Here is a 24,130-nt window from a genome sequence, read left to right as displayed (position 1 = left end):
TCAGACGCTGACGCCGCGCGCCGCCATGAAGTTGATCGGGTTCACGGGAGAGCCGTTGATGTACGTCTCGAAGTGCAGGTGACAGCCGAAGGAGTTGCCGGTGTTGCCCTCGGCGGCGATGGCCTGCCCCGCGCTGACGCGCTGGCCGTAGCCCACCCAGATCCCACCGTTCTGGATGTGGGCGTACCCGGTGCCGATGCCGCCGCCGTGGTCGATCTTGATGTAGTTGCCGTAGCCGCCGTTGTATCCGGCGTAGACGACTGTTCCGGCTGACGCGGCGTAGATCGCAGAACCGCAGCCGGCCGCGAGGTCGACGCCCGCGTGGAAGCTGGAGGAGCAGTAGCTCGGACCGCACTGGCTCGTGCGCCATCCGTATCCCGAGGATCGGTACCCGGAACCGGGCCGCGCCCACCCGGATCCGACGACGGCACCGCCGTTGCCGCCACTGGAACCGGACGACCCGCCACTGCTGGAGCCGGAGGATCCGCCACCGGAGTTCTGCTGCTCCTGTTTCGCGCGTTCGGCCGCCTCGCGGGCGAGGCGCTCGGCCTCCGCTTTGGCCCGGGCGGCGGCTTCGGCCTTGCGCCGCTTCTCCTCTTCGACGCCCGCCTTGTAGTCGGCGATCGTCTGGGCGGTCTCGTCTTCAAGGGCCGCGAGCTGGGCCTGAAGGGTGGAGAGATTGGACTCCTGCGCAGCGAGGGCGGCCTGAGCGGCCTCTGCCTTCTCCTGCGCCTCGACCATCTTCTCCTCGGCGACCTTCTGCAGGCGATCCCGCTCCTGGCGAGCCACCTCGGCCTGGTCGGAGAGGCTCTGAGCGGCGTCGCGCGCCGTGACGGCCTCGCTGTAGACGGTCTGGTTCCGCTCGAGCAGCTTGTCCATCGTTCCCAGGCGCGACAGCAGGTCGTCGGCGGTCGCGGCCGAGCCCGAGAAGAACAGTTCCAGCGAGGTGTCGTCGCCGCCGTTGCGATACAGCTGCGCCGCCACTCGCCCGGCCTTGTTCGCGGCCTCGTTGGCGGCCTCGGCCTGCTCGTCGGCCTGAGCCTGAAGCTCATCGGCCTTGAACGACGCCTCGAAGAACGCCTGCTGCGCCTCGTAGAACTCGTTCGATGCGGCCTCGGCTTCTGCCTGCGTGCGCGCGACCTCGGCCTGGAGGCTCGAGATGAGGTTGCGGATCTTGGAGACCTCGGCGGCCTTCGCCGCCTCGTTCGCCTTGGCGGCTTCGACCTCATCCCACGAGGGGTAGCCCTCGATGGCGATCGCACCCGGAGAGTAGGCGAGCGACGAGAAGGTCAGGAATCCCAGGGCGCCGAGTGCGCCGATGCCGATCGCCGAGCGGCGGTTCACCGACGGCCAGAGCCGTTTCTTCTCCGCTTCGGTGGGCGCGCAACCGCAATCGAGGTCGCTGTGCTGGGCGTCCACGGATCCTCCTCGCAGGGGCAGTCAACGTTGATCACAGTAGCAACACGAGTCACAACCGCAACAGGTGCGGACCGATTTCCGCACGATGAACGATCCCCTCCCCGATGGGCTGTTCGCCGTCGGCGCGCCGCGAGAACGGTCATACGGGGGCCGATTGGCGTTTCCACGGAATCTCTCTTATGCTTGAGCGTCGGTAAGCGTGAGCACCGGGTCGCAAGATCAGGGGTTCATTCGGCCCCATCGTTTAGCGGCCTAGGACGCCGCCCTTTCACGGCGGTAGCACGGGTTCGAATCCCGTTGGGGTCACTCTTTCCGACACAACTCAACAATCATGGCCCTGTAGCGCAGTTGGTTAGCGTGCCGCCCTGTCACGGCGGAGGTCGCGGGTTCAAGTCCCGTCAGGGTCGCTCCGAGCGACGGGCCTTCTTTCGAGGAGGCCTTTCGTCTAGGACGCGGCAGACATGTCGCGCGGCTCTGTAGCTCAGTTGGTAGAGCGTTCGACTGAAAATCGAAAGGTCACCGGATCGATGCCGGTCGGAGCCACGGAAACCCCCGCGTAGCTTCTACATCGCGGGGGTTTCTTCTTTTCCCTGGTTATGAGTCGTTTTCCGACTTGACCTTGAGTCGCCCGCGCATCCCCCAGACGGCCTGACCTGGACGCTGCAAGCGCAGTCGTTGGATGGTGCGGGCCGGTCTGGGGCCGGTCGAGGCTCCGATACGGTTCGAGGATGGCTGATTCTTCACCCAGCGTGAGAGAGCTCGCCGATGAGCTGAACGTCGATCCGAAGGCCATCCGTGCGTGGATGAGGCGGCAGAATTGGCGCCATCCCGTCGAAGCCGGCAGCGCCTGGTCGTTGACCGCTGAGCAGGTAGACCTTGTCCGCGCCCACTTCTCGCGCGCCGATCACGCGATGCCTCCGCTCGCAGCCCCGGCAGACAATGACGAACTCGCCGAGGTCACGGTCGGCCAGCTGCTCGTGCGTTATGCGAACATCCTCGACGAGCTGCGACATCGTGGACTCGTTCGCACAAACAATGCGCCGATCGGTGACCTCGCCGAGTACTGCGCTGCCATCGTGTACGACGGCCTACTCGCGCCGAACTCCGAGAAGTCCTACGATCTGGTCGCGGACGACGGCCGCAAAGTGCAAGTCAAGGTTCGGATGATCCGACCGGGCACGAGCCCGTCAGCGGTGTTTTCTCCGATTCGGTCGTTCGGGTTCGACGTCTGCATCTTCCTCCTCGTAGACGGTGACCACGGCGGTGTGCTTGCCGCTAGGGAATGGACGGCTCAGGAAGTCCAAGAGTTCGGGAAGCACCGCGCACACACTAACGGCGTCGTTGTGCGAGTCGGTCAGATCAAGTCGCCGGCCGCGCGCGGAAGTGACCTCACGGACCAGTTCCGACGCGCTTGGCAGGAGCTCATCGAGCAAGTCCGGTGATGTCGGAAGGTAGCCCGATTCCCCGATCGTCCCCGTGACGTCTACTTAGCCTCGATCCACCGATGAGCCGTGGGTTGGTCGGGCCGGCGTGATTGGCGTGATCGGCGCGCGGTGACGTGTCGAGGGCAGGGCTGGGTTCCGGGCGTCGCATCCCGGTCGTCCACTGGCTCCTTGGTCGTGCCGCGGTTGCGGCGATGGTCAGGTGGTCGTGACTGGTGGCGGTGCGTGTGTGGCGGTGAACAGCCGGTGGAGGGCGTTCTGCCAGGGCCACGCCTCCGGGAGGTGCAGGATGATGCGGCGGGCGGAGCGAGCCAGCCGTGCCGGGACGTGGATGAGGGTGCGGCGGATCGTCGCGGTCGTGGCTCTCGCGAGCCGACCGGCCTTGTCGGCGATGACTCCAGCGGTGCGGGTGAGGTTGAACGCGATCACGGCGAGCACGAGCCAGGCGCTGTTCGCCGTGAACACACCAGAGGGCAGGTGCGCGAGCGGCCCGTTCTTGAGGTCGGCGTGGACTTGCTCGATGATCGCGTGAGCGCGGTGCGTCTTGTCCGCGACCACCGTGTCCATCACCTCTTGTCGGTGGTGGTGAAGAACGCATGGTGCCGGTAGACGTCGAACAGCGTCGGCTGCTCCACCTTGTTCGGGTTCAGGTCGGGGATCCGCCGCACCACCAGCCGCCCAGCGACCTGTTCCGCCTTCTTCCGTGAGCGGAACGCGGTGAACGGGATCTCGGCGACCTCGGCTTTGGAGATCAACTGTCCGGTGGTCTCGTCACGGATCGAGTCGGTGTACTCGATCATCTCCCACGCATCATCCGGGATGGTCGCGATCGCGGCCTTCACCGCAGGGTCCATCCTGACCGTCACCGACACGTCGGCGCCGGCGTTGATCGCGGTGCCGATGGCGGCGTGCCCGTAGAACGCGGAATCCGCCCGCAGCAACGGCCGAGTCCCGGCCGCGGCGCCAGTGCGGCGCAGGGTCGCGAGCGTGTCACCGACGATCCGTGCCGCGCCTTTCGGGGACCCGGTCTTCCCCTGCCGCAACCGCTGCCCGAGGATCACCGGCGCCGACGATGAGGTTGATGCCGTCGCGATCAGCGCGTTCAGGCCGCGGACGCCGGAGTACCCGAACGAGGCGCCCTGCTTCTGATACCCGTGGACCTCGATGATCGTGTCGTCCAGATCGACCATCACCCGCTCACCGTCTCGCACCTGCAGCAGTGGCGTGTCGGCGGTGAGGTTCTGAAGGACGCGGGAGGCGACGGCGTCGAGCTGGCGGACATGGCCGAACCGAAACCCACGCAGGAACGATCCCAGCGTCGACGGCGCATACGTCCGGGCGAACAGGCGGCCCACCATGCCGCCGTGGCGGAGAAGGTTCATGTCGTCGATCGAGTCCGCCCCGGCGAGCATCCCCGCGACCAGCGACATCACCTTCGCACCCGCGTTCGCGCCCTTGTCCGTCGGGACACTCAACCGGTCGTGAGCCAGCTCCGCCAGACCGGCCCGCTGCGCGAGCCTGAGCATCGGCACCAGCCCTGCCGTCGACACGAGACTCGGATCATCGAATGCCGCAGATACCGCGGTCGGAGCGTGCTTGAATTGCATCTACGAGATGCCTCTCGGATCAGTTGAACAGTTGCCCTAGACAAGCTCTATTCTTCCTGATCAGAGAGGCATTTCTACGTCGCGACGCTCGCTCAGCACCCACGCTCATCGGTGGATCGAGGCTTAGTTGCGAAGGTAGCGATCGATAGCAAAGTGCGCGAGCTTGACCTCTGACCTCACGTAAAGCGGATGCCTGGGGTGTCCATCCTTCGTCGGCTCGCCGAGAGACACCCAGTCACAGCCGGCACTCGCGGTCACCGTGACGATGTCGCTCAAGAGCCGCCTCAAGTATGGTCGTGAGACAATCAACCCGCCCCACGCGGCGAGCAGAGTCAGCGACCGCCCGTCGATCGCGCGCTCAATTTGACGCTCGTTCTCGGTCTTGAGCTCCAAGCGATACTCGCGATCCATCCGCTTGGGATCGGTCGCGATCTGAGGGTAGACGTTCAGCATCGCCCAGCTGTCGAAGCCGTTGTCCTGGGCAAATCGCGCAACCCGCTTCGCCGTCGGGTCGAGGGCGCCGGGCTTCGCGGTGCTGGGATTGATCCCGAAGCAGACGAGGGGATTCTCGCCCCCTGTGCCGAGCACGAACCGCGCCGCGCCGTCCGACGATCGCTCGTAGATCCAGCCCTCTTGAGTCACGGGCGATCCGCCGCCGAGGACGCGGCCGACGCGATCGCGGCGTAGTCCGCATCGGTCAAGAGATCCAAAGCGATGTACGCGTGCTTTACCGCATCGAAGCTGTTGTCCACGAACTCCCAGTCGTCAGCTAGGCCTGTCGTCCTGTACTGCGGCTCGTACGGCCAAGTCAAAAGAACACGAACGAGCTCGTCGTGCCCGATCTCGCCCCGTTGAGCGCGTCGCACGACGTCCATCGCGGTCTCCACGGCGCCTCCCTTCATTGATCAGGCTCGCATGTACCGTTGGAAAGCTCGATCAGACTTCACTTCCGCCGACCGCAACTCAACGATTTCTGGCTTCACGATCAAGGATTCCAGTGCGAGCTCCGGATGTCCGGCTCGTCTCTCTCGCGTCTCATAAGTTCGCGGTCCTCGAGAGCTCTGCGGGCCGCGCCGCGCTCGTCGAGAACGTAAAGCGTGAAGACCTCACGATGAAGCTCATCATCGAATCGTGCTTCGGTGACCGCTCGGACGAGATCCCAATTCCTCACCTGGATCGACTTCCTTCCCGAACGTCCGAAAGTGGATGCCGGCTCGAGGGTCGAGAACCAGAACCACTGATCCTCGAGGCGCACAGCCCATCCGTCGGCTCGCTCGAGTCGCGGGGTGCTTATCGGCCTGAGGAGGTGCTTGACGAAAACGACCCTGTCGTACTCGACCCGCATCATGAGCCACTCCTGATCACGGTGACGTCCCATCCCGGTAGCGCCCGATGATCGACAAGCGAATCACGGACCACCGACAGTGGCGGCGGCACCAGCCAGTCGTTCCAGCGCTCCGTTTCACCCTTGTCACCTGTAGCGAAGCGGTCCGGCTGCTCCCATGCGTCCCAAGCGAGCTCGAGCACGTGATGCTCGACGACGAGCGCAGCCCAGCGGTTCGCCATCGTTATGCGGTCGACAACGTGTGCCCTCGCGCCACCCACGGCGGCGAGACGCTTGCTGCCAATCCGCGTGAGGCCGACTTTGAACTGCGAGGACGCGGGAAGATGTAACAAGTAGACCTCGTGGGGCTCCCACCAGCCAAGTTCTACATGGGGATCGTGAGCGTCTCTCGGCGGGATCGACAAACTGGTCCGCGCATACCCGAGCCAGTTCGCACGGATCCTCTGAATCCGCTCGAGCGGGTTGTTCCGGACGAACACCTCGAAGACGAAGGTGACGGTCTCCGCCGTCAAGTCCGCATCGGCTCGTCGATCAGCCCGGAGCCAGGCCCGGCTTTGCGGCTGCCGTGGGACCGACTGCCACCACATGAGCTTCGACCGCGCCTGTTGTGGTAGCGATCGTCCAATAAGCGATTCCACCTCCGCGAACGACAGAACGGCATCTTCGTTCGAACTGACCGACCGCAGGTAGTCCCCCAGCGGGCTGTATACCTGCTCGAGCCGCGATAGCGACACATCCGTTGTCGATGACATCATCTTCCTCTCAATCTTCGAGGGCGTGATGCTGCCCTCTGTAGGTATAGGCCGCCGGGAACGCACTTCGCGGACATGGCGAATCGAACTCATCCCAGAGCGCAGCTCGGAGATCGTCGACTTGGGCAACCGACCGGGCGAAGTGGGCCGCCTCCGGGCCGTCCGTGAACGTGTCGCGATGGTCGAGGAGCGTCGCGCGGTAGTCATCAAGCGCATTCGCCAGAACAGCGAACAGGGGTCTGCCCCGAGTTTGGTTGACATCTGATCTGTGAGGATTCGTTCTCGCTGGAAGGATGTTCTTGTGGCAAAGCCCTATCCCCGAGAGTTCCGCGATGATGTCGTGGCCGTGGCCCGGAAGGGTCAAGCGCCGTTGGCGCAGATCGCGAAGGACTTCGGTATCTCCGAAGGATCGCTGAGCAACTGGATGAAGCAGGCCGACGTCGAGGACGGCAAGCGTGCCGGCCTGACCGACGACGAGCGCAAGCAGCTGCGTGAGGCGAACAAGCGGATCCGGCTGTTGGAGCAGGAGAACGAGGTGCTGCGGCGGGCTGCGGCGTATCTGTCGCAGGCGAACCTGCCGGGAAAATAGTCTTCCCGCTCGTCCACGAGATGGCTGCGGCCGGCGCTCCCGTGAGGGTGCCGGTCGCGGTGGCGTTGCGGGTCCTCGGCCTGTCCAGGCAGGGGTACTACCAGTGGCTCAAAGCCCCGGTCTCCGACAGGGACTGGGACGATGCGCACGTGATCGACGTGCTCTACGACCTCCATGCGGACGACGACACCCTCGGGTACCGGTTCCTCACCGACGAGCTCGAGTCCGAGCACGGGGTCACCGCGAGCGAGAACCGGGTGCACCGACTCTGCCGGATCGCGGGGATCCACGCATCGCACCACAAGAAGCGCAGCAAGCCCGGCAGCACCGGACCCGCGCCGCACGACGACCTGCTCGCCGTGGTCGACGAGCACGGTGTCATCCGGCACGAGTTCGTCGCCGACGGGCCGAACAGGGTCTGGCTGTGGGACATCTCGGAACACCCGACCAGAGAAGGCAAGCTCTACATCTGCGCGATCAAGGACGTCTGGTCGAACAAGATCGTCGGCTACTCCATCGACACCCGCATGAAGTCATCTCTCGCGCGGGCGGCGATGCGCAACGCGATCGCGCTGCGCTCACCTGGCGGCACGATCTGCCACTCCGACAGAGGCGGCCAGTTCCGCGCGAAACGCACCCAGAACCTGCTCCGCAACAACGGCCTCGTCGGCTCCATGGGCCGGTCTTACGGGGCCGGTGACAACGCGAGCATGGAGAGCTTTTTCAGCCTCCTCCAAAAGAACGTGCTCGACACGAGGCGCTGGGACACCCGCGCCGATCTTCGCCTCGCGATGGTCACCTGGATCGAGACGAAATACAACCGCAGGCGCCGCCAACGCGGCCTCGGCAAACTCACCCCCGTCGAGTTTGAGATGATCTACAAGGACGCAGAAGCGGCCTGATCACCCCAACCCCCGACTGTCAACAAGACTCGGGGCAGACCCGCGGATCACTTTCGTCATCTCAGGGTTTGCGCCCTGGCGAAGCTTCAGCCGCTTGAGCCCGTCGAACAGCTCGTTGTTTACGAACTTGAGGAGTGCATCACCAGTCAAGCCCTCGTCCGGCGCGGCCCACGCGCGCCACCGCAACTCGTCCGGGATCGCTGAGGCAAAATCTTCCTCGAAGAGCTCCCACTCCGTCTCGCGGTCGTCCAAGACTTTCAAGAAGAACATCCAGACCATCTGACCAAGACGCTGCGCGTCGCCATCGATACCGACGTCCTTCCGCATGACGTCCTGAATCGACTTGATAGTCGCCTGCGTGATCAACTGAGACTTCTCCTAGCTTGCATAGATTTCATCGGTGAGGGAGGTCACCGCGGCGTCGTACCCTCGCCTGCCTCCGAACGCGCCGATGACCTCTACCGCGGTTCCGATCTCCGCGATCGGCCGCAGTTTGAGGATCTGAACGTCCTCCATCTCGGCCGGCCCCTCATTCTCGTAGACCTTGAGAAGCGCCCTGAGCACTGACTCCACTATCGAGGGGGTCTCCGACATTCGAATGGTTGCTCGCACTCTCTCGGCTCGTTCCGCACGCGTCTGCTTTGCGTTTCCGTAGGCCGCCCAGAGCACGAGGTCGTATGCGTCGTACTCTGACCCAGATTCGTTGATCAGAGCCGGAAGTAGAATCCCCTGCTCCGTCAGCTCGTCGAGTGCGCTCTTCTTTCGCGTGCCGAGCCAGTAACGTCGGAAATCCTCAACCAGCGGGAACCTCTGCCGAATCTGCTCACCGACGTACTCAGGAAGGCTCTCTGTGATCAGCCTCCCTGCTGCGTCAAGGTATTGCACACGCTCCTGAAGGATCGAGACCTCGACGCCGTCAACGAAGTACCGCGATCGGCCGCCGCGAGGCTCAGCGTCCTCCGCAGGGTCGATTGCAGGCCCGGTACCTGCATCGTCATCGTCTTCGTCGTCCTCGACATCGAATTCAGCGGGCTCCCCGTCGAACGCAGGATCGGCGAACAGGGTCGTAGCGCCACGAAAATCGAGGATGGTGAACGACGTCTTACCGAGGTCTTCGCGCACTCTCGTGCCCCGCCCGATGATCTGCTTGAACTCGGTCATCGAGTTGATCGTCTGGTCGAGCACGATGACTTTGCACGTCGGAACATCGACCCCGGTGGTCAAGAGCTTAGAGGTCGTCGCAATCACGGGAAACGCGCTCGACGGGTCCATGAACGCCTCGAGGTCGATTGCGCCGTACTCGGAATCCCCCGTGATCCGCGAAACATACTTACTGTGGCCAACTGCGAGATCGGCGTTTGCGTTCACAAGTTCTTGGCGCATGCGCTCTGCGTGATCGACGTCCTCACAGAAGACGATCGTCTTGGCAAACCTGTCGCGGCTCTCGAGAAACTCGGTTATCGCCGCGGCGACCACAGGGCTTCGGCGATCAAGTACGACAGTGCGGTCATAGTCTCTCGACGTATATGTGCGATCGGGCACTTCTTGTCCGAATCGATCTAGCTGGCCCACAGAGGGCCGCCACCCTCCGAGATCCTTATCGAGATCGATGCGACGGACCGTGAACGGTGCCAGGAAGCCGTCCTCGATACCGTCTCGAAGACTGTATGTGTAGACCGGGTCACCGAAATAACCACGGTTCGAGATCTCGGCGGTCTCCTTCGGTGTCGCAGTTAAACCAACCTGGACGGCGCTCTGGAAGTACTCCAGCACGGCGCGCCATGTCGAGTCTTCAGAGGCTGACCCACGGTGGCACTCATCAACGACGACCAAATCAAAGAAGTCAGGGCTGAATTGACTGTAGAGATCTGGCCCGTCACCCGGGGTCGTTAGCGCCTGGTAAAGAGCGAGATATACCTCGTACGACTTGTCGACCTGCCCTCCAGATACCTTCGTCATGATGGGGCCGAAAGCCTGGAAATCATTCACTAGCGCCTGGTCGGCTAGCACATTCCTATCGACAAGAAACAATATTCTGCCGGCCCGCCCAGCCGCCCGGAGGCGCCACATGAGATGAAACGCCGTGAGCGTCTTACCAGTTCCGGTCGCCATGACGAGCATGAGCCTCCGCTGCCCGGCGGCGATCGCTTCCATCGCCCTGTTCACGGCGGCGGACTGGTAATACCGAAGCCCCTTCGCGCTGGCGCCGGTGAAATACTCCTCTTCCACCAGCGCTCTAGCCGGCATGTCGATTCCCCGCCACGCTAGGTAACGCGCCCATAAGTCAGCAGGACTGGGTACCTCATGAGGAGCCAGAAGACGCTCGACCGCACCGTCTTGAGCGCTCTCGTCGTGCATCAGGAATTCGATGCCATTCGTCGATAAGGCGAATGGGACGCCGAGCATGCGTGCGTATTCGAGCGCCTGCTGCATCCCGGCACCAGGGGCGTGAGACGAGTCTTTGGCTTCAATGACCGCCAGCGGTACGTTCGGTTGCATCTCGAGGACGTAGTCGACGCGCTTTGGCCGCTGCCGCGTGTCCCTCGAGCGCCCGACGACGATCCGGCCCGCCGTGAGAGCAAAGTCCTCGCGGATCTGTGTGTTGAGGTCCCAGCCAGCCGCGGTGAGTGCAGGAGTTATGAGCCTCGAGCGTGTCTCCTGTTCCGTCAGGTTGCTAGTCATCTGCGCCAACCTTTCGAGTGTGAGCGAGTCCGTCGCCGCAGACGAGCTCTCGAGATTCTCACAACACACTGTGACCCATCGGGACTAGCTGCGCCTAATCGAGAGCGTCCGGTGATGCCGTCCCCGCAGAATGGTCCGCGGGCGGAACCTGTGGTCTCGCTCGACTACCTCGTTTCTCGCGCGACACCGCTCTCAATGTGCTCGCCATCTCGCTCCTCGAGGATCACCAGAACCCCAACCTGGACGAGAGTCTGAAGAACCACGTAGAGCTGCGCCAGCGCGTAGTAGAAGACGAACAGCGATGCGATGAGCGCGACGACGTGAAGGATGGGCAACGGGCTGGGCGCGCCAACGAGCAGCGGGCCCCCGATGGCGGTAGCGAGAACGCTCACGAACAGGACCGAAAGTTGGCAGCACGCGGCCCAGAAGAACGAAAAGATCAGGTCGCTGAGCATGCTCTTGTTCGGTGTGGTGCCGGCCATCCTTGTCCACTTCCGCAGGCGAGATGATCCCGGAAGTGCCAACGCGAGCACTAGCCCGCTGATGCAGCCCGCCATCGAAATCGAGGCGTAGGTAAGGCCGATCCCGGCCACACTCGCGATGGGCATACCCCGTACCGGCAACATCGCGGCGGCGACGGTCGTCGCGATCGAGAGAATCACCGCGAAGGCGGTAGACCAGCTCAGGACCACCTGCTTCCAGCGCGGCAACAGCTGGTGCCGCACGATCCTCAAGTCGTGCAGCGCCCGTTCGCGTTCCTCGTCATCGATCATGTTGCTGCTCAGGTTCGCGACTCAGTCCCGTCATCCTGCACACTTGCTTCACCGATCAGGGTGTCCGCTGCACCATCGATGGAATCCAGTTGGCGCAGGGGAGTGTCATTCGTGTCGATGTCAACTGTCCCCTTGAGCACATGCTTCTGCAAGGACACCGTGCGCTCTTTTCCAAAGCCCGGACGCATCCCCTTGACGGTCGCGTTGACGATCGGGGTAATCGCGCTCTTCGCAAACGAGATGATGTCGGCGACGATGCCCTCGTCCTTCGCAAGAGACTGTTTGCGGTCCGCATTTACTTGCACCGTCGCGCTTCCCGCATTGGACTCCCGAGCAATCTGAGCTACTGCCTCGCGCGCAGACGCAGTGAAACTGTGATTCGGTCGACGGATGGTTACAGATGCCTCACGTATTCTGGTGAAGCGCTCGATCTCTCGAACGAACGACTCGCTGGGCACGGGATTCAGTGAGATGGTCAAGCCTGGAAATCCATTATCCCGCCCAAACCTCGCGAGAAACCGCTCCAGCTGGTAGACGGGCACTCCCGGCCTCTTGCGCTCAATGACTGCAACTCTCTTGGACGCGTCAACGATGACCCAAGCGCCGCTCACGATGAATCGCTCACGACCAAGGTCGACCTCCACCGTAGTTCCGGAGCTTGGGTCGAATGCTTCCGCAAGGTCATCCGCATTTCCGCTCACGAATCTGAATGCGTGGCGCTCATTACGCCTGGTGGCTGCCACCAGCGCGACGGTCTCATTGCCTACCGGAATCGACACCCCCTCGCCGCTCATGGCGAGTCCCCGAAAATAGGCATCGTAGTCAAGAAGCGCCTCCGAAGCTGAACCCGGCGAGAGATGTCCATGAATGCTATAAACGTCGAGGGTCCTTGATTTTTCAGCCATCGTTGCCTTTCAGGTTTGGCTGAACCGTATCTCATCACGAGACGCAGGGCCGACCCCCACCTCGGCCCGTTGTGCCATCAGTGGCACTTGCTACCCACCCGGGCCGGTCCCGGGCCGGAAGCCCGGCTCAAACCACCCACGACCAGCCATCACCAACGAGCACGACTTCCGTGGATTCACGCGGCAAGCGAGTACTCGTGAGCACCCATGGACCCCGCGCATACAACTGAAAATCGAAAGGTCACCGGATCGATGCCGGTCGGAGCCACAAGGGTGATCGTTACAATCATCCCAGGAACCCTCGCGTAGCTTCTACATCGCGGGGGTTTCGCTTTGCCCGGTCAGAGGGCGCGCCGGCCGTGAACAGCACAGGAGATTCGACGGCGGAAGCCGCGAAAGCTCGCGACCCCGCCGCTGCGCGGCAGAATCTCCTGTCATCTTCACCTTCACCGCCTATCGGCGGGCTGAGACGTGACGCGGCTGCGCCGGTCTGATCGCGCGAGGTAGCGCGTACCGTGCGCCTCTACCCCACGGACAAGGCGGCCGACAACATCGAACGCCTGGACGCCGCGTGGAACCGGCTCCTGGAGGGCATTCTCGACGACCGAGAAGTAGCGGAGACGATCGTGCGCCTCCAACGCATCGAGCACGCGCTATCGGAGCGCCATGGAACCCCGGACATCCCCGACGCCACGACGTCGTGAGTGTGTGAGGCTGGGGACATGGGGCCGCTCGAGCAGGAGGAACTCCGTCGCCTGCGTCTGCGCGCCTACGGACCGTCCGCCGACATCGACCGCGACCCCGCCGCGATGGCTCGACTGACCGAACTCGAAGCCGCCGCCGGCACGGGGGATGCTTCGGACACGCCCGCGCCGGAACCCCATCGCGACAACCCCTCGGACCCACGCCCCAAGGCCCCCGCGGACGCGTCGATGATCGACGCGTCGCTCGTCGATGAGGCGGCGCCCGTCGCCGACGGCGATCCTGCCGTCTGGTCATCGTCGCCGGATACGAGACGGCGACCCCGCTGGCTCGTGCCAGCCCTCTGGGCGGCGTCACTGGCGATCACGGCCGTCTTCGCGGCGATCGTCACCTCGACCGCATCTTCGCCGCCGACCGCGGCGCCCGACGGCGGCACGCCCGTCGCGGTGCTGGCTCCCGACCCGAGCTTCGACCCCTCGGAGATCTTCGGCACCCGAGGCTACGGCGCCCAAGGCTTCGAGGACTTCCATGGCCTGACGCCGATCGCCGTCGACGACCGGTGGGCCGCCAGCTTCGGAACGGATTCCTGCCTGATGATCGTCGCCACGGGAGTCGTCGACGGCGACGACGGCATCTATACGGGACGCTGGCGCACCGGATGCGCGGCGGGCCCGATCCCGGCGAGTGTCGCGATGGACGTCGATTCCACCGTTCCCGCCGAGACCAGCGTCGCCTATCCCGACAGCGTCCTGCTGTTCGTGCACGAGGGCGACCTCGTGCGCGTCTACGAGTACCCCGCGACGTAGGACCGCCTCTGCGCCGGCGCATCGCCCGGATACGCCGCGCTGAGGATTCGCACAAGGGGAATGCAGGCCCGGTCACACTCGGCCAGAGTGGCTGCATGACAGAGCGTCGGCCCGTCGTGTCGGCCCGCGGCGTGCACAAGTCCTACGGTCGCGGAACCGCACGCTTCGAGGCGTTGCGCGGCGTCAGCCTCGACATCGATGCCGGCGAGAGCGTCGCGATCGTCGGCAAGAGCGGATCGGGCAAGTCCACCCTCATGCATGTGCTCGCCCTCATGGATGCCCCCACGTCGGGAACCGTGCACCTCGACGGCCGGGACACCGCCGCGCTGCGCGGCCGCGCACTGAACCGCACCCGCAACACCACCTTCGGCTTCGTGTTCCAGCAGTTCTTCCTGACACCGAACGCCTCCGTGCTCGAGAACGTCACCCTGCCCCTGAAGATCGCCGGCGTGGGCGCACGCGAGCGGCGGCGCAGGGGCATGGCCGCACTGTCGCAGCTCGAACTCGACGACAAGGCCCGCAACCGGGCGACGGATCTGTCGGGCGGGCAGAAGCAACGGACCGTCATCGCGCGAGCCCTCGTCAACGATCCTCGCATCATCTTCGCCGACGAACCCACCGGCAACCTCGACTCGGCGACCGGCGGGATCGTGGCCGACATCCTCTTCGACCTCAACCGGCGGCACGGGATCACCCTCATCCTCGTGACGCACGATCACGATCTCGCCGCCCGCTGCGACCGGCGCCTGCACATCCGCGACGGGGTCTTCGACGACGCGGAGGCGATGACGTGAGAACGTCGAGCCTCATCTCGTCCGCGGTGCAGAACTCGTTCCGCGCCAAGACCCGAACGCTGCTCACGGTGCTCGCCGTGTTCATCGGCGCCTTCACCCTCACCGTGACCAACGGCCTCGGCACGGGGGTCGGCCGGTTCATCGACGACACCGTCGCGGCGATCGGCGCGGACGGGGTGCTGACCGCGACCAAGGCGAGCGAGACCGCGCCGACCGGCTTCGGTGACGAGCCGCTGGAATACGATCCGGATGTGGTCGACACCACCGTGCCCGGCGCACCCGACGGAGCACCCGGGGCCACCACCGGTGTCGTGGCGATGACGCCCGACGACATCGCCGAGCTCGAGCAGATCGAGGGCGTGGACCGGGTCGAACCGACCAAGGGTGTCTCGGCGGACTTCATCCGATACGGCGAAGACGGCACCCCGTACGTGACCGCGGTCGAGAACACCGTGCCCGGGCAGAAACTGCAGATGGCCGCCGGATCGGAGCCGTCGGGCTCATCCGACGAGCCCGAGGTCGCGATCCCCGTCTCCCTCGTCGAGCCGCTCGGCTTCGCCGATCCCGACAGCGCGATCGGCGAGATCGTCACGATCGCCGTGACCGACGGTTCCCGCACGCAGCACCTGCTGGAGGCGACCGTGACCGGCGTCGTCGAGGAGACCTTCAGCGCGGGCACGACGACCATCCCCAACTCCGCCGCCACCGACGAGCTCTTCGCCCTGCAGAACACCGGCGTGCCCGAGGAAGACCTCGACCGATACGCGACGGCGAGCGTGTTCTTCGACCCCGAGGCAACGGATGCCGAGGTCGAGGCGCTCAAGGAGCGCCTCGACGATGCCGGCTACACCGGCCAGTCGATCGCCGATCAGCTCGGCGCGTTCGTCGCCGTCATCGACGGCATTGTGCTCATCCTCAACGCCTTCGCGATCATCGCGCTCATGGCCGCGACGCTCGGGATCGTGAACACGCTGCTGATGTCGGTCCAGGAGCGCACGCGCGAGATCGGCCTCATGAAGGCGATGGGCATGGGATCGGGGCGGGTGTTCGCGCTGTTCAGCTTCGAGGCGATGTTCATCGGATTCCTCGGCAGCGCGCTGGGGGCGGCCGCGGCGATCACCCTCGGCACCACGGTGAGCCGTCAACTCGCAGCGACCCTGCTCGCGGACCTTCCCGGCCTCGAGCTGTTCGCGTTCGATCCGCTGTCGATCGTGCTGACGACCGCGGTGGTGATGTTCATCGCCTTCCTCGCCGGCACGCTGCCCGCGGCGCGCGCCGCCGCCGCCGACCCGGTGGCGAGCCTGCGCTACGAGTGACCGGCCGGGGCGACGGTCACGTCGACCTGGAGCTCGGCGGCGATCTCCTCCAGGGCGATGCGCACGTCGCCGGGATCGCTGCCTCCGGGCATCCGGGCCGTGAACGTGGCCTCGAACAGTCGCCCGCCCGACATGGCGGCATCCCGGGTCTCGGTCGACAGGTGATCGATGCTCAGACCGTGCGCCTCGAGGGTGGATGCGAGCTCGCGCACGATGCCGGCGCTGTCGTTGCCGAGCACCGTGAGATCGAGCTCGACGCCGGTGCGCTCGGAAGCGCGCGGGTTCTCGTGCACCGCGACCGCGAGGGTGCCCTCGAGAGCGGCGAGCGCTTCGCGCAGCCCGTCCGCGGCGGAGTCGGGCACGACGACCTCGACCACGCCGGCGAAGGTTCCCGCGAGTTCGGCGAGTTCGCTGCGCTCCCAGTTGCCGCCGTGATCGGCGACCACCCGGGAGACGGCCGCGACGAGACCGGCGCGGTCATCGCCGACGATGGTGAGCACGAGCAGGGTCACGGGGTCGATGCTACTGCGCAGGTGCCCGTTGCGACACCGAGGTCATCGCCGCCCGCGCCCGATCCCCTCGCACCCCGGATGCATCCACGACGAGCGTCGCTCCGAACAACCTTCAGCGGGGAACGACCCCGGGATGAGGGGACGAGCATGGCAGCGACACGAATGTCGGCGCGTGCCTGGCTGTGGAGCGCACTGTCCGGGCTGATCGGCGGGGCGGCCTTTCTCGCCGCGGCGGAACTCGTCGCGCTTCTCGTCGCCCGCGGAGCGAGCCCCGTGCTCGCGGTCGGCTCGTTCATCGTCGACGTGGTGCCGCAGCCGCTGAAGGCGTTCGCGATCGCCACCTTCGGCGAGGCCGACAAGCTCGTACTGCTGATCGGCATCGGGCTCGCCGTCGCCATCGCCGCCGCCCTGGCCGGCGTGCTGCAGTACGTGCGCGCGCCGCTCGGCGTCGCCGCCTTCGTGCTCGCGGGCATCCTGGCGACGGCCGCGACCGTCACCCGCGCCGGCGCCACGGTGCTGAGCGCCCTGCCGCCCGTGGTCGGCACGATCGCCGGCGCCGTCGTGCTGATGCTCCTCGTGAACCGGCTCCGGCGCTGGCTGAATCCCGACCGGGCGCTGCAGGCATCCCCCACCGACACCTCGTCTTCGGCGACGGACGAACCCGCATCCGCGGATGCGCGAGGCGTCGACCGTCGCGGGTTCTTCCGCTTCGGCGCGATCGCGGGAGTCTCCGCGGTCATCGTCGGCGTGGGGGCTCGCGCGATCAGCGCGGCGAGCTCCTCGCTCGGGGCGATCCGCGAGGAGCTCGCCCTCCCCGAGCCGGGAAGCACGGTGACGATCCCGGAAGGGGCCGAGTTCGACATCGACGGCCTGTCACCGCTGATCACGCCGAACGAGGACTTCTACCGCGTCGACACGGCCCTGACGGTGCCGACGGTCGACCCGGCGACGTGGCGGCTGGTCATCGACGGCATGGTCGACGAGCGAATCGAGATGAGCTTCGACGACCTGCTGGCGATGGGTGTCGACGAGTACGCCGTCACCCTCACGTGCGTCTCCAACGAGGTCGGCGGCGGCCTGGTCGGCAACGCCGTGTGGCTGGGCGTGCCGATCCGTGACGTGCTCGCACGGGCGGGCGTGCAGGACGGTGCCGACATGGTGCTCTCGCGCAGCGTCGACGGCTACACCGCATCCACCCCGCTCGCCTCGCTCACCGACGACGGTCTCGACGCGATCTTCGCCGTGGGCATGAACGGCGAGCCTCTCCCGGTCGAGCACGGCTTCCCCGTGCGGATGGTCGTGCCCGGGCTGTACGGCTACGTGTCGGCGACGAAGTGGGTCACCGAGCTGAAGGTGACGACCTTCGCCGAGGACGAGGCCTATTGGACACCGCGCGGGTACAGCGCCAAGGCGCCGATCAAGTTCTCCTCGCGCGTGGACACCCCGCGCACCGGCACGCCGGTTCCGGCGGGAACGGTGCCGATCGCGGGCATGGCGTGGGCGCAGACGGTGGGGATCGAGCGCGTCGAGGTGAGCATCGACGACGGCGAGTGGCAGCAGGCGACGCTGTCGACCCCGATCAATGACGACACCTGGGTGCAGTGGTACCTCGAGTGGGAGGCGGAGCCGGGCACGCACTACGTCGCCGTGCGCGCGGTCAACGCCGACGGTGATCTGCAGATCGAGGAGCGCGCCCCCATCGCCCCGGACGGCTCATCCGGGTGGCAGCGCGTGCTCGTGACCGTGGAGTAGGCCGCCTCAAGCGTCCGTTTCCGCGTCTCCGCCGGTCCGCCGAGCGACCCCTTTCGCGTCGAGCCACCCCTCTGTTGCGAACGCGAAAGGGCCCGCTCGGCGAAAGAGGGGTGGCTCGCCACGAGGGCATCCTCGACGGCGAGCAGGTCAGCGGGTACGCAGGGGGCGAGATCCAGGGAGTTCCCCCGACCGGTGACCCGACACCGCCGAACTGCGGGTGAGGTGCGTCCTCACAGCTCGCCGGGAGCGGACGCGAGGTCGTCGATCTCCTCGACGACGCGTCGCGCCTTGGACGGCTCGCCGGCCTTGCGCGGTGCGTAGACGACGAGAGAGTGGAAGACGAAGCGCACGAAGAAGGCCAGCACGAGGGTGATCGCCGTGGCCAGCACCGCGGAGACGTGCCCGGTCTCCACCAGCAGGGCGACGAGGGGGATGCGCACGATCGCCTCGGCGTTGTTGAAGCCGAACGACTTCGCGAAGCGCACCCATCCGCCCGATGCGGCGCCCTTCATGTCCTGGAAGACGAAGCGCTCCATGAGCAGGAAGTTGCCGATGATCGTCGCCTCCGCGGCGACGATCGCGGCGATGAGGTAGTCGACGCCGAGCGCCGTCAGCGCCCAGACGATCGCGAGGTTCGCGATCGCGCCGAGTCCGCCGATGACGGCGAACAGCGACATCTTGCCGAAGCGCAGCGCCGTCAGCTGCGAGAGGAAGTGGATGCCCTGACGCACCGACGCTTTGGAGTCGCCCGCGTGCCGGTCGGCGAAGGTGAAGGGCACCTCCGCCACGCGCAGGGGCTTGCGGGCGAGGATCTCCAGCAGGATCTTGAACCCGCGCGGACGCAGCGTGTCCGCCTCGATCGCGCGCCGATCCAGCACGAAGAACCCCGTCATCGGGTCGGAGACATCCCGCAGCCGCACCGGGAACATCGATTTCGTCACCGCTGTCGACACCTTCGACACCAGCACGCGGGTCTTGTCGGCGAAGCCGGCATCGGCCTGACCCGCGTGGTATCGCGAGGCGACGACGACATCGGCATCCCCCGCCGAGAACCTCTCCCACAGCGCCGGGATGTCCTCGGGCGGATGCTGCAGGTCGGCGTCCATCACGAGACACGCATCCGACCGGGCCGCGGCGAATCCCTCGACGACGGCACCGCCGAGTCCGCCGGTTCGCTCGTCACGGTGGATGATGCGCAGCGGCACGCTGGTCGTCCCGGCGAGCGCGCGCACCACCTCGGGGGTGTCGTCCGTGCTGTCGTCGACGACGATGATCTCCGCGTCGATTCCCTGGACGGCATGCTCGATGCGCCCCACGAGTTCCGCCATGTTGGGGGCCTCGTTGAAGGTCGGCACGATGATCGAGAGCTGCATCCGACGTCCATCGTCCCACGACCGGCGCCGCGGCGGTGCCGCGCGATTACGCTGGATGCCATGACTTCTCCCCTCGATTCCGCCACGATCACGATGTTCGGCGCCGACTGGTGCCGCGACTGCATCCGCACGAAGGCGCAGCTCGACGGCCTCGGCGTCGAGTACACCTACGTCGACCTCGTCGCGACGCCCGACGCCGCGGAGGTCGCTCGCGACATCTCGGGTCGCACCAACATCCCCGTCGTGGTCTACCCCGACGCGTCCCACCACGTCGAGCCGACCAACGCCGACGTCGAGGCCAAGCTCCGCGAGCTCTCCCTCATCTGAGCGCGGGCGTCGCGATCTCCGCCGACAAACGCGGAACGCCGCGGGACACCACGCATTGCGGTGTTTCTCGCGGCGTTCGGCGTTTCTCGTGATGGGCGGTGGGCGGATGCGCGCCGGCGAGCGTGGAGCGTAGCCTGAAGCCGAAGGAGACGGCCATGACGAACCTCGACCCCGCGGTGATCGCCGCCCGCTTCGGTCCGCGAGCCGACGTCGGCCATCTCGCCCTCACGGGGGAACACGGCGTCGTGCTCCCCGCGTTCACCGACCACCACGTGCATCTCGCCCTCTTCGCCGAGCACGCCCTCGCCGCGCGGGGGATCGCCGGCGTCGTCGACCTCGGCGGCGACCCCTACGCCCTCGCTCGCCGCGATCCGCACGCCGTGCCGCGACCCGCATACGCGGGCGCCTTCCTCACCACCCCGGGGGGTTATCCGACCGGACGCCCCTGGGCACCCGACGCCATCGTGCGCCACGTCACGGACCCGTCGCGGCATCCCGGTGTCGCCGGGGGCGCGGCGACGGCGGTCGACGAGCAGATCGAGTGCGGTGCGTGCGTGATCAAGGTGGCCCTGAACGCCGAGGCGGGTCCGACTCCGGAGCCCCCGGTCCTCGAGGCGATCGTGGCGCACGCCCATGACCGCGGCGTGCCGGTCGTCGCTCACGTGCAGGGAACGGGCATGTTCGCACGGGCGCTCGATGCCGGCATCGACGCCCTGGCCCACACCCCCTTCACCGAAATCCTCGACGAGGCCGACATCGCCCGCGCGGTCACGACGGAACAGATCTGGATCTCGACGCTCGACATCCACCGCGACACACCGGATCTCGCCCGCACGGCGGAGACGAACCTCGCGAGATTCCACGCCGCCGGCGGCCGCACACTCTACGGCACCGATCTCGGGAACGGCGATCTGCCCGTGGGCGTCGACCCCCGCGAGATCTCCGCCCTCGTGGCGGCGGGATTCAACGCCGCTGCGGTCGTGGCGGCGCTCGCCGACCCGTGGCCGTTCCCGGATGCGGTCCCGGGCGTGTGCACCTTCGTTCCCGGCCGTCCGCCCGGCGACGAGCGCGACCTCGGCGCGTGGCTCGCGACGGCCTCGACGGTGCCGATCGATGAGATCAGCCGCGATGAACCCTGACCTGGCGGCCACGGCCGACGCCCTCGACACCGCGGACCCGCTGCGGGGATTCCGCGACCTGTTCGTCGGTGCGGACACCCCGCTGGTGTACTTCGACGGCAACTCCCTGGGCCGGCCCCTCACGTCGACGGCGGGGCGCCTGGAGCGGTTCGTCCGCGACGAGTGGGGCGGTCGGCTCATCCGGGGCTGGGACGAGTCGTGGATTGACCTGCCGTTCGCGATCGGCGACGAGATCGGCCGGATCGCGCTGGGCGCCGCTCCCGGGCAGACCGTGGTCGGCGACTCCACCACCGTGCTGCTCTACAAGCTGATCCGGGCGGCCCTCGAGGCTCAGATGGCTCGGGATTCCGCCCGTGTGGAGATCGTGGTGGGAACGGACGACTTCCCCACCGATCGCTACGTCGTCGAAGGAATCGCCGCCGAGCGGGGTGCGCGCGTGCGCTGGATCGACGTCGACCGCGCCGGCGGCGTCACCGCCGAGGGTGTCGCCGCCGCCGTCGGCGAGACCACCGCGGTCGTCGTGGTCAGCCACGTCGCGTACCGCTCCGGGCACCTCGCCGACGCGGCGCGCATCACCGAGATCGTGCACGCCGCCGGCGCCCTCACCGTCTGGGACCTGTCGCATTCGGTGGGCTCGGTGCCGATCCATGCCGATACCTGGCGATTCGACGCCGCCGTCGGCTGCACGTACAAGTACCTCAACGGCGGTCCGGGCTCGCCCGCGTTCGCCTACGTGGCGAACCGACACCACGCCTCGCTCACCCAACCGGTCCAGGGGTGGATGGGCGCCGCCGACGTCTTCGCGATGGGGCCCGAGTATCGCCCCGCCGACGGCATGCGGCGATTCCTGTCGGGCACGCCGCCGATCCTCGGGATGCTCGCGATCGAGGACACGCTGGCCCTCATCGACGATGCCGGGATGCCGGCGATCCGCGAGAAGTCGATCGAGCTCACGACGTTCGCACTCGAGGTCGTCGTGGCGGAACTCGCCCCGCTCGGCGTCGAGGTCGCGTCGCCGATCGAAGCCGCCTCGCGCGGCGGCCACGTGACGCTGCGGCATCCGCTCATGAGACAGGTGACCGCAGCGCTCTGGCGGCGAGATGTGATCCCCGACTACCGCGACCCCGACGGACTGCGCATCGGCCTGTCTCCGCTGTCGACGTCGTTCGCCGAGACGCTGACCGGACTGCTGGCCGTGCGCGACACGCTCCTTCGCCTCATCCCGGCCGACTGACCCCGGGAGGAACCCCGTGACAACCGCGCCCATCGACCTCGCCGCCGACACCCGCGAGGCACTCGACGCCGACATCGACGCACTGCACCGCGGCGCGCGGCTGTGGACGCGGCTCTCGCTCGATCAGCGGGCGACGCTCCTGGAGAGCATCCACGCGAGCACCGCCGCGGTGAGTGAGGAATGGGCCGACGCGGCGGCTGTCTCGAAGAGTCTGCCGCCCGGCCATCCCCTTCGCGGCGAGGAGTGGTTCACGGGTCCGTACATGACCCTCGTCTCGACCGAGTGGCTGGCCCGCACGATGCGGAACCTCGCGCGCGGCGGAAATCCCCTCGACGGGGTGCCGATGGACGTCACCGCCGACGGCCGGGTGCGGGCGCGGGTGTTCCCCGGCGACGCGTCGGATCGGATCATCGCGTCGGGATTCACCGGCGAGGTGTGGTTCGACCGCGACGTCACCGTCGCGCGTGCCCGAGCCGCCGCCGGGCTCGGCCAGCGCACCCCGGCGGCCTCGGGCGGCGTGGGCCTCGTGCTCGGCGCCGGCAACGTGACGTCGATCCCCGTCGCCGATGTGCTCACCGAGCTGATCGCTCACAACCGGGTGTCGCTGCTGAAGGTGAACCCCACGCAGGATGCGCTCGTGCCGGTCTTCGAGCGCGCACTCGCCCCGCTCGTGGAGGCCGGTCTGCTGCGCATCGTGCGGGGCGGTGGCGAGGTGGGCGCCTACCTCTCACGCCATGAGCGCATCGACCACGTGCACATCACCGGCTCGGAGCGCACGTTCGACGCGATCGTGTGGGGATCCGGAGACGATGCCGTCCGTCGCAAGGCGGCCGACGAGCCGCTGCTGACGAAGCCGATCACCGCCGAGCTGGGTGGCGTGTCCCCGGTGATCGTCGTGCCCGGCCCCTGGACCGAGGCCGACCTCGCCTTCCAAGCCGAGCACGTCGCGACCATGCGGCTGCAGAACGCCGGACACAACTGCGTCGCGGGCCAGGTCGTCGTCGTGAGCCGAGACTGGCCGCAGCGCGAGGCGTTCCTCGGCCACCTGCGTCGTGCGATGGCAGCCACGCCCTCGCGCGAGGTCTGGTACCCGGGGTCGAGCGACCGCCTGAGCGCGGTGCGCGCCGCGCACCCCGACGCCGCGTGGAGTGACGGCGGCCGGCGGGCCGTCATCGAGATCGACGCCGGCGACCACGACCTCGAGGTCGTCGAGCAGTTCGCCCCCGTACTCGGGGTGGTCTCGCTCCCGGGCACCGGCCAGGCGTTCGTCGACGCCGCGGTCGACTACGCGAACGAGCACCTCATCGGAACCTTGGGAGCGAACGTCCTCATCGATCCCGTGGAGCAGACACGCCTCGCCGACGGCTTCGAGCACACCCTCGAGCGACTGCGCTACGGCACGATCGCGGTCAACGCGTGGACCGCGATCGGCTTCCTGACGCCGGCGCTGCCGTGGGGCGCGTATCCCGGCGGCACGCTCTCCGACGCGCCGAGCGGGATCGGCGTCGTGCACAACGCCCTCCTGCTCGACCGCATCGACCGTGCGGTCGTGCGCGGCCCCTTCCGCCCGTTTCCGCGCTCGCTCCTCGCGCTGCGCGCCGGGTCGCGTGGCCGGTTCTCCCTCCTGCCCACGCCACCGTGGTTCGTCACGGCGCGCACGGGGGCATCGGTCAGCGCCGGCCTCACGCGCTACCGCGCCGGCGGCGGCCTGCGGGCCCTCATCCCGACGCTCTGGCGGGCGTTTCGCGCCTGAGCGCTC

The 24,130-nt window shown here is 66.9% G+C and carries 22 protein-coding genes, 3 tRNA genes and 1 pseudogene; 14 read left to right on the top strand and 12 right to left on the bottom strand.

The annotated features are described in order from the left end of the window. A complete protein-coding gene (locus IM777_RS01585; protein WP_071045138.1) occupies positions 1-1,419 on the bottom strand; it encodes a M23 family metallopeptidase in 1,419 nt (472 codons plus the stop codon). A 233-nt stretch (positions 1,420-1,652) separates the two neighbouring features. On the opposite strand from IM777_RS01585, the gene IM777_RS01580 reads away from it, so the two are divergent. The 4 genes from IM777_RS01580 to IM777_RS01565 all read left to right on the top strand — a co-directional run bounded on the left by IM777_RS01580 (position 1,653) and on the right by IM777_RS01565 (position 2,861). After that, positions 1,653-1,725 (top strand) — tRNA-Glu (locus IM777_RS01580). Positions 1,726-1,752: 27 nt separating this feature from the next. Continuing rightward, positions 1,753-1,826 (top strand) — tRNA-Asp (locus tag IM777_RS01575). 63 nt (positions 1,827-1,889) lie between these two features. Next, a tRNA-Phe gene (locus IM777_RS01570) sits at positions 1,890-1,962 on the top strand. Between the two features lie 185 nt (positions 1,963-2,147). After that, positions 2,148-2,861 carry a DUF6998 domain-containing protein gene (locus IM777_RS01565; protein WP_194384369.1) on the top strand — a complete coding sequence of 238 codons (714 nt, stop codon included), beginning with the start codon at positions 2,148-2,150 and terminating at the stop codon, positions 2,859-2,861. Between the two features lie 198 nt (positions 2,862-3,059). Here IM777_RS01565 and IM777_RS01560 read toward each other — a convergent pair. The 5 genes and pseudogenes from IM777_RS01560 to IM777_RS01540 form a co-directional block, all read right to left on the bottom strand. Continuing rightward, positions 3,060-4,468 (bottom strand): annotated as a pseudogene (locus tag IM777_RS01560) (IS1380 family transposase). Between the two features lie 123 nt (positions 4,469-4,591). Continuing rightward, positions 4,592-5,110, bottom strand: a complete 519-nt coding sequence (locus IM777_RS01555) for a DUF1643 domain-containing protein (protein WP_194384368.1) — start codon at positions 5,108-5,110, stop codon at positions 4,592-4,594. Then, complete coding sequence (locus IM777_RS01550) at positions 5,107-5,355, bottom strand: hypothetical protein (RefSeq protein WP_194384367.1); 249 nt, start codon at positions 5,353-5,355, stop codon at positions 5,107-5,109. Before IM777_RS01550 ends, IM777_RS01555 begins: the two co-directional genes overlap by 4 nt. Positions 5,356-5,453: 98 nt before the next feature. After that, positions 5,454-5,816: a hypothetical protein gene (locus IM777_RS01545; protein ID WP_194384366.1), complete on the bottom strand. Its 363-nt coding sequence runs from the start codon at positions 5,814-5,816 to the stop codon at positions 5,454-5,456. After that, positions 5,813-6,568, bottom strand: a complete 756-nt coding sequence (locus tag IM777_RS01540) for a DUF7662 domain-containing protein (protein ID WP_194384365.1) — start codon at positions 6,566-6,568, stop codon at positions 5,813-5,815. Before IM777_RS01540 ends, IM777_RS01545 begins: the two co-directional genes overlap by 4 nt. A 298-nt stretch (positions 6,569-6,866) precedes the next feature. On the opposite strand from IM777_RS01540, the gene IM777_RS01535 reads away from it, so the two are divergent. Next, positions 6,867-8,056 (top strand): IS3 family transposase gene (locus IM777_RS01535; protein ID WP_194384364.1). Its coding sequence is split into 2 segments (ribosomal slippage): positions 6,867-7,145 and positions 7,148-8,056, totalling 1,188 coding nucleotides; the frame shifts between segments, so codons are not numbered across the junction. Here the strand turns inward: IM777_RS01535 and IM777_RS01530 are convergent. The 4 genes from IM777_RS01530 to IM777_RS01515 form a co-directional block, all read right to left on the bottom strand. Continuing rightward, the gene (locus tag IM777_RS01530; protein ID WP_194384363.1) at positions 8,057-8,422 is read right to left on the bottom strand and encodes a type I restriction-modification system subunit M N-terminal domain-containing protein; all 366 of its coding nucleotides are present in this window, start codon (positions 8,420-8,422) and stop codon (positions 8,057-8,059) included. A gap of 12 nt (positions 8,423-8,434) precedes the next feature. Beyond that, positions 8,435-10,738: an EcoAI/FtnUII family type I restriction enzme subunit R gene (gene hsdR / locus IM777_RS01525; protein WP_194384362.1), complete on the bottom strand. Its 2,304-nt coding sequence runs from the start codon at positions 10,736-10,738 to the stop codon at positions 8,435-8,437. 164 nt (positions 10,739-10,902) lie between these two features. Then, on the bottom strand, positions 10,903-11,511 hold the full coding sequence (locus IM777_RS01520) for a hypothetical protein (protein ID WP_194384361.1): 609 nt from the start codon (positions 11,509-11,511) through the stop codon (positions 10,903-10,905). Positions 11,512-11,519: 8 nt separating this feature from the next. After that, a complete protein-coding gene (locus tag IM777_RS01515) occupies positions 11,520-12,416 on the bottom strand; it encodes a DUF4747 family protein (protein WP_194384360.1) in 897 nt (298 codons plus the stop codon). Positions 12,417-12,931: 515 nt separating this feature from the next. Between IM777_RS01515 and IM777_RS01510 the strand changes: the two genes are divergently transcribed. The 4 genes from IM777_RS01510 (at position 12,932) to IM777_RS01495 (ending at position 16,034) form a co-directional block, all read left to right on the top strand. Further along, positions 12,932-13,120, top strand: coding sequence for a hypothetical protein (locus IM777_RS01510; protein WP_194384359.1), 189 nt, complete (start codon positions 12,932-12,934; stop codon positions 13,118-13,120). An 18-nt stretch (positions 13,121-13,138) separates the two neighbouring features. Further along, complete coding sequence (locus IM777_RS01505) at positions 13,139-13,924, top strand: hypothetical protein (RefSeq protein WP_194384358.1); 786 nt, start codon at positions 13,139-13,141, stop codon at positions 13,922-13,924. A gap of 95 nt (positions 13,925-14,019) precedes the next feature. Continuing rightward, positions 14,020-14,718 (top strand): ABC transporter ATP-binding protein, encoded by a 699-nt coding sequence (locus IM777_RS01500; RefSeq protein ID WP_194384357.1) that lies wholly within the window; start codon positions 14,020-14,022, stop codon positions 14,716-14,718. Then, on the top strand, positions 14,715-16,034 hold the full coding sequence (locus IM777_RS01495; RefSeq protein ID WP_194384356.1) for an ABC transporter permease: 1,320 nt from the start codon (positions 14,715-14,717) through the stop codon (positions 16,032-16,034). Before IM777_RS01500 ends, IM777_RS01495 begins: the two co-directional genes overlap by 4 nt. Here the strand turns inward: IM777_RS01495 and IM777_RS01490 are convergent. Then, positions 16,025-16,546: a glycine cleavage system transcriptional repressor gene (locus IM777_RS01490; protein ID WP_194384355.1), complete on the bottom strand. Its 522-nt coding sequence runs from the start codon at positions 16,544-16,546 to the stop codon at positions 16,025-16,027. The two genes, IM777_RS01495 and IM777_RS01490, sit on opposite strands and share 10 nt — an antisense overlap. A 147-nt stretch (positions 16,547-16,693) precedes the next feature. On the opposite strand from IM777_RS01490, the gene IM777_RS01485 reads away from it, so the two are divergent. Then, on the top strand, positions 16,694-18,298 hold the full coding sequence (locus IM777_RS01485) for a molybdopterin-dependent oxidoreductase (RefSeq protein ID WP_228480901.1): 1,605 nt from the start codon (positions 16,694-16,696) through the stop codon (positions 18,296-18,298). Between the two features lie 230 nt (positions 18,299-18,528). On the opposite strand, the gene IM777_RS01480 is transcribed toward IM777_RS01485, so the two are convergent. Next, a complete protein-coding gene (locus IM777_RS01480; protein WP_194384354.1) occupies positions 18,529-19,671 on the bottom strand; it encodes a glycosyltransferase in 1,143 nt (380 codons plus the stop codon). 60 nt (positions 19,672-19,731) lie between these two features. Here IM777_RS01480 and IM777_RS01475 point away from each other — a divergent pair, with 60 nt between their 5' ends. The 4 genes from IM777_RS01475 to IM777_RS01460 all read left to right on the top strand — a co-directional run bounded on the left by IM777_RS01475 (position 19,732) and on the right by IM777_RS01460 (position 24,124). Then, on the top strand, positions 19,732-19,998 hold the full coding sequence (locus tag IM777_RS01475) for a glutaredoxin family protein (protein WP_194384353.1): 267 nt from the start codon (positions 19,732-19,734) through the stop codon (positions 19,996-19,998). A 155-nt stretch (positions 19,999-20,153) separates the two neighbouring features. Further along, on the top strand, positions 20,154-21,137 hold the full coding sequence (locus IM777_RS01470; protein WP_194384352.1) for an amidohydrolase family protein: 984 nt from the start codon (positions 20,154-20,156) through the stop codon (positions 21,135-21,137). Then, positions 21,127-22,371, top strand: coding sequence for a kynureninase (locus IM777_RS01465; RefSeq protein ID WP_194384351.1), 1,245 nt, complete (start codon positions 21,127-21,129; stop codon positions 22,369-22,371). Before IM777_RS01470 ends, IM777_RS01465 begins: the two co-directional genes overlap by 11 nt. Positions 22,372-22,387: 16 nt before the next feature. Beyond that, positions 22,388-24,124 carry an aldehyde dehydrogenase family protein gene (locus IM777_RS01460; RefSeq protein ID WP_194384350.1) on the top strand — a complete coding sequence of 579 codons (1,737 nt, stop codon included), beginning with the start codon at positions 22,388-22,390 and terminating at the stop codon, positions 24,122-24,124. Positions 24,125-24,130 lie beyond the last annotated feature (6 nt).

Origin of the sequence: Microbacterium luteum (assembly GCF_015277875.1) — a bacterium.
In the GTDB taxonomy this organism is placed as follows: domain Bacteria; phylum Actinomycetota; class Actinomycetes; order Actinomycetales; family Microbacteriaceae; genus Microbacterium; species Microbacterium luteum.
The sequence above is the reverse complement of the archived record's forward strand: the minus strand, read 5'-3'. Positions and strand labels throughout refer to the sequence as shown.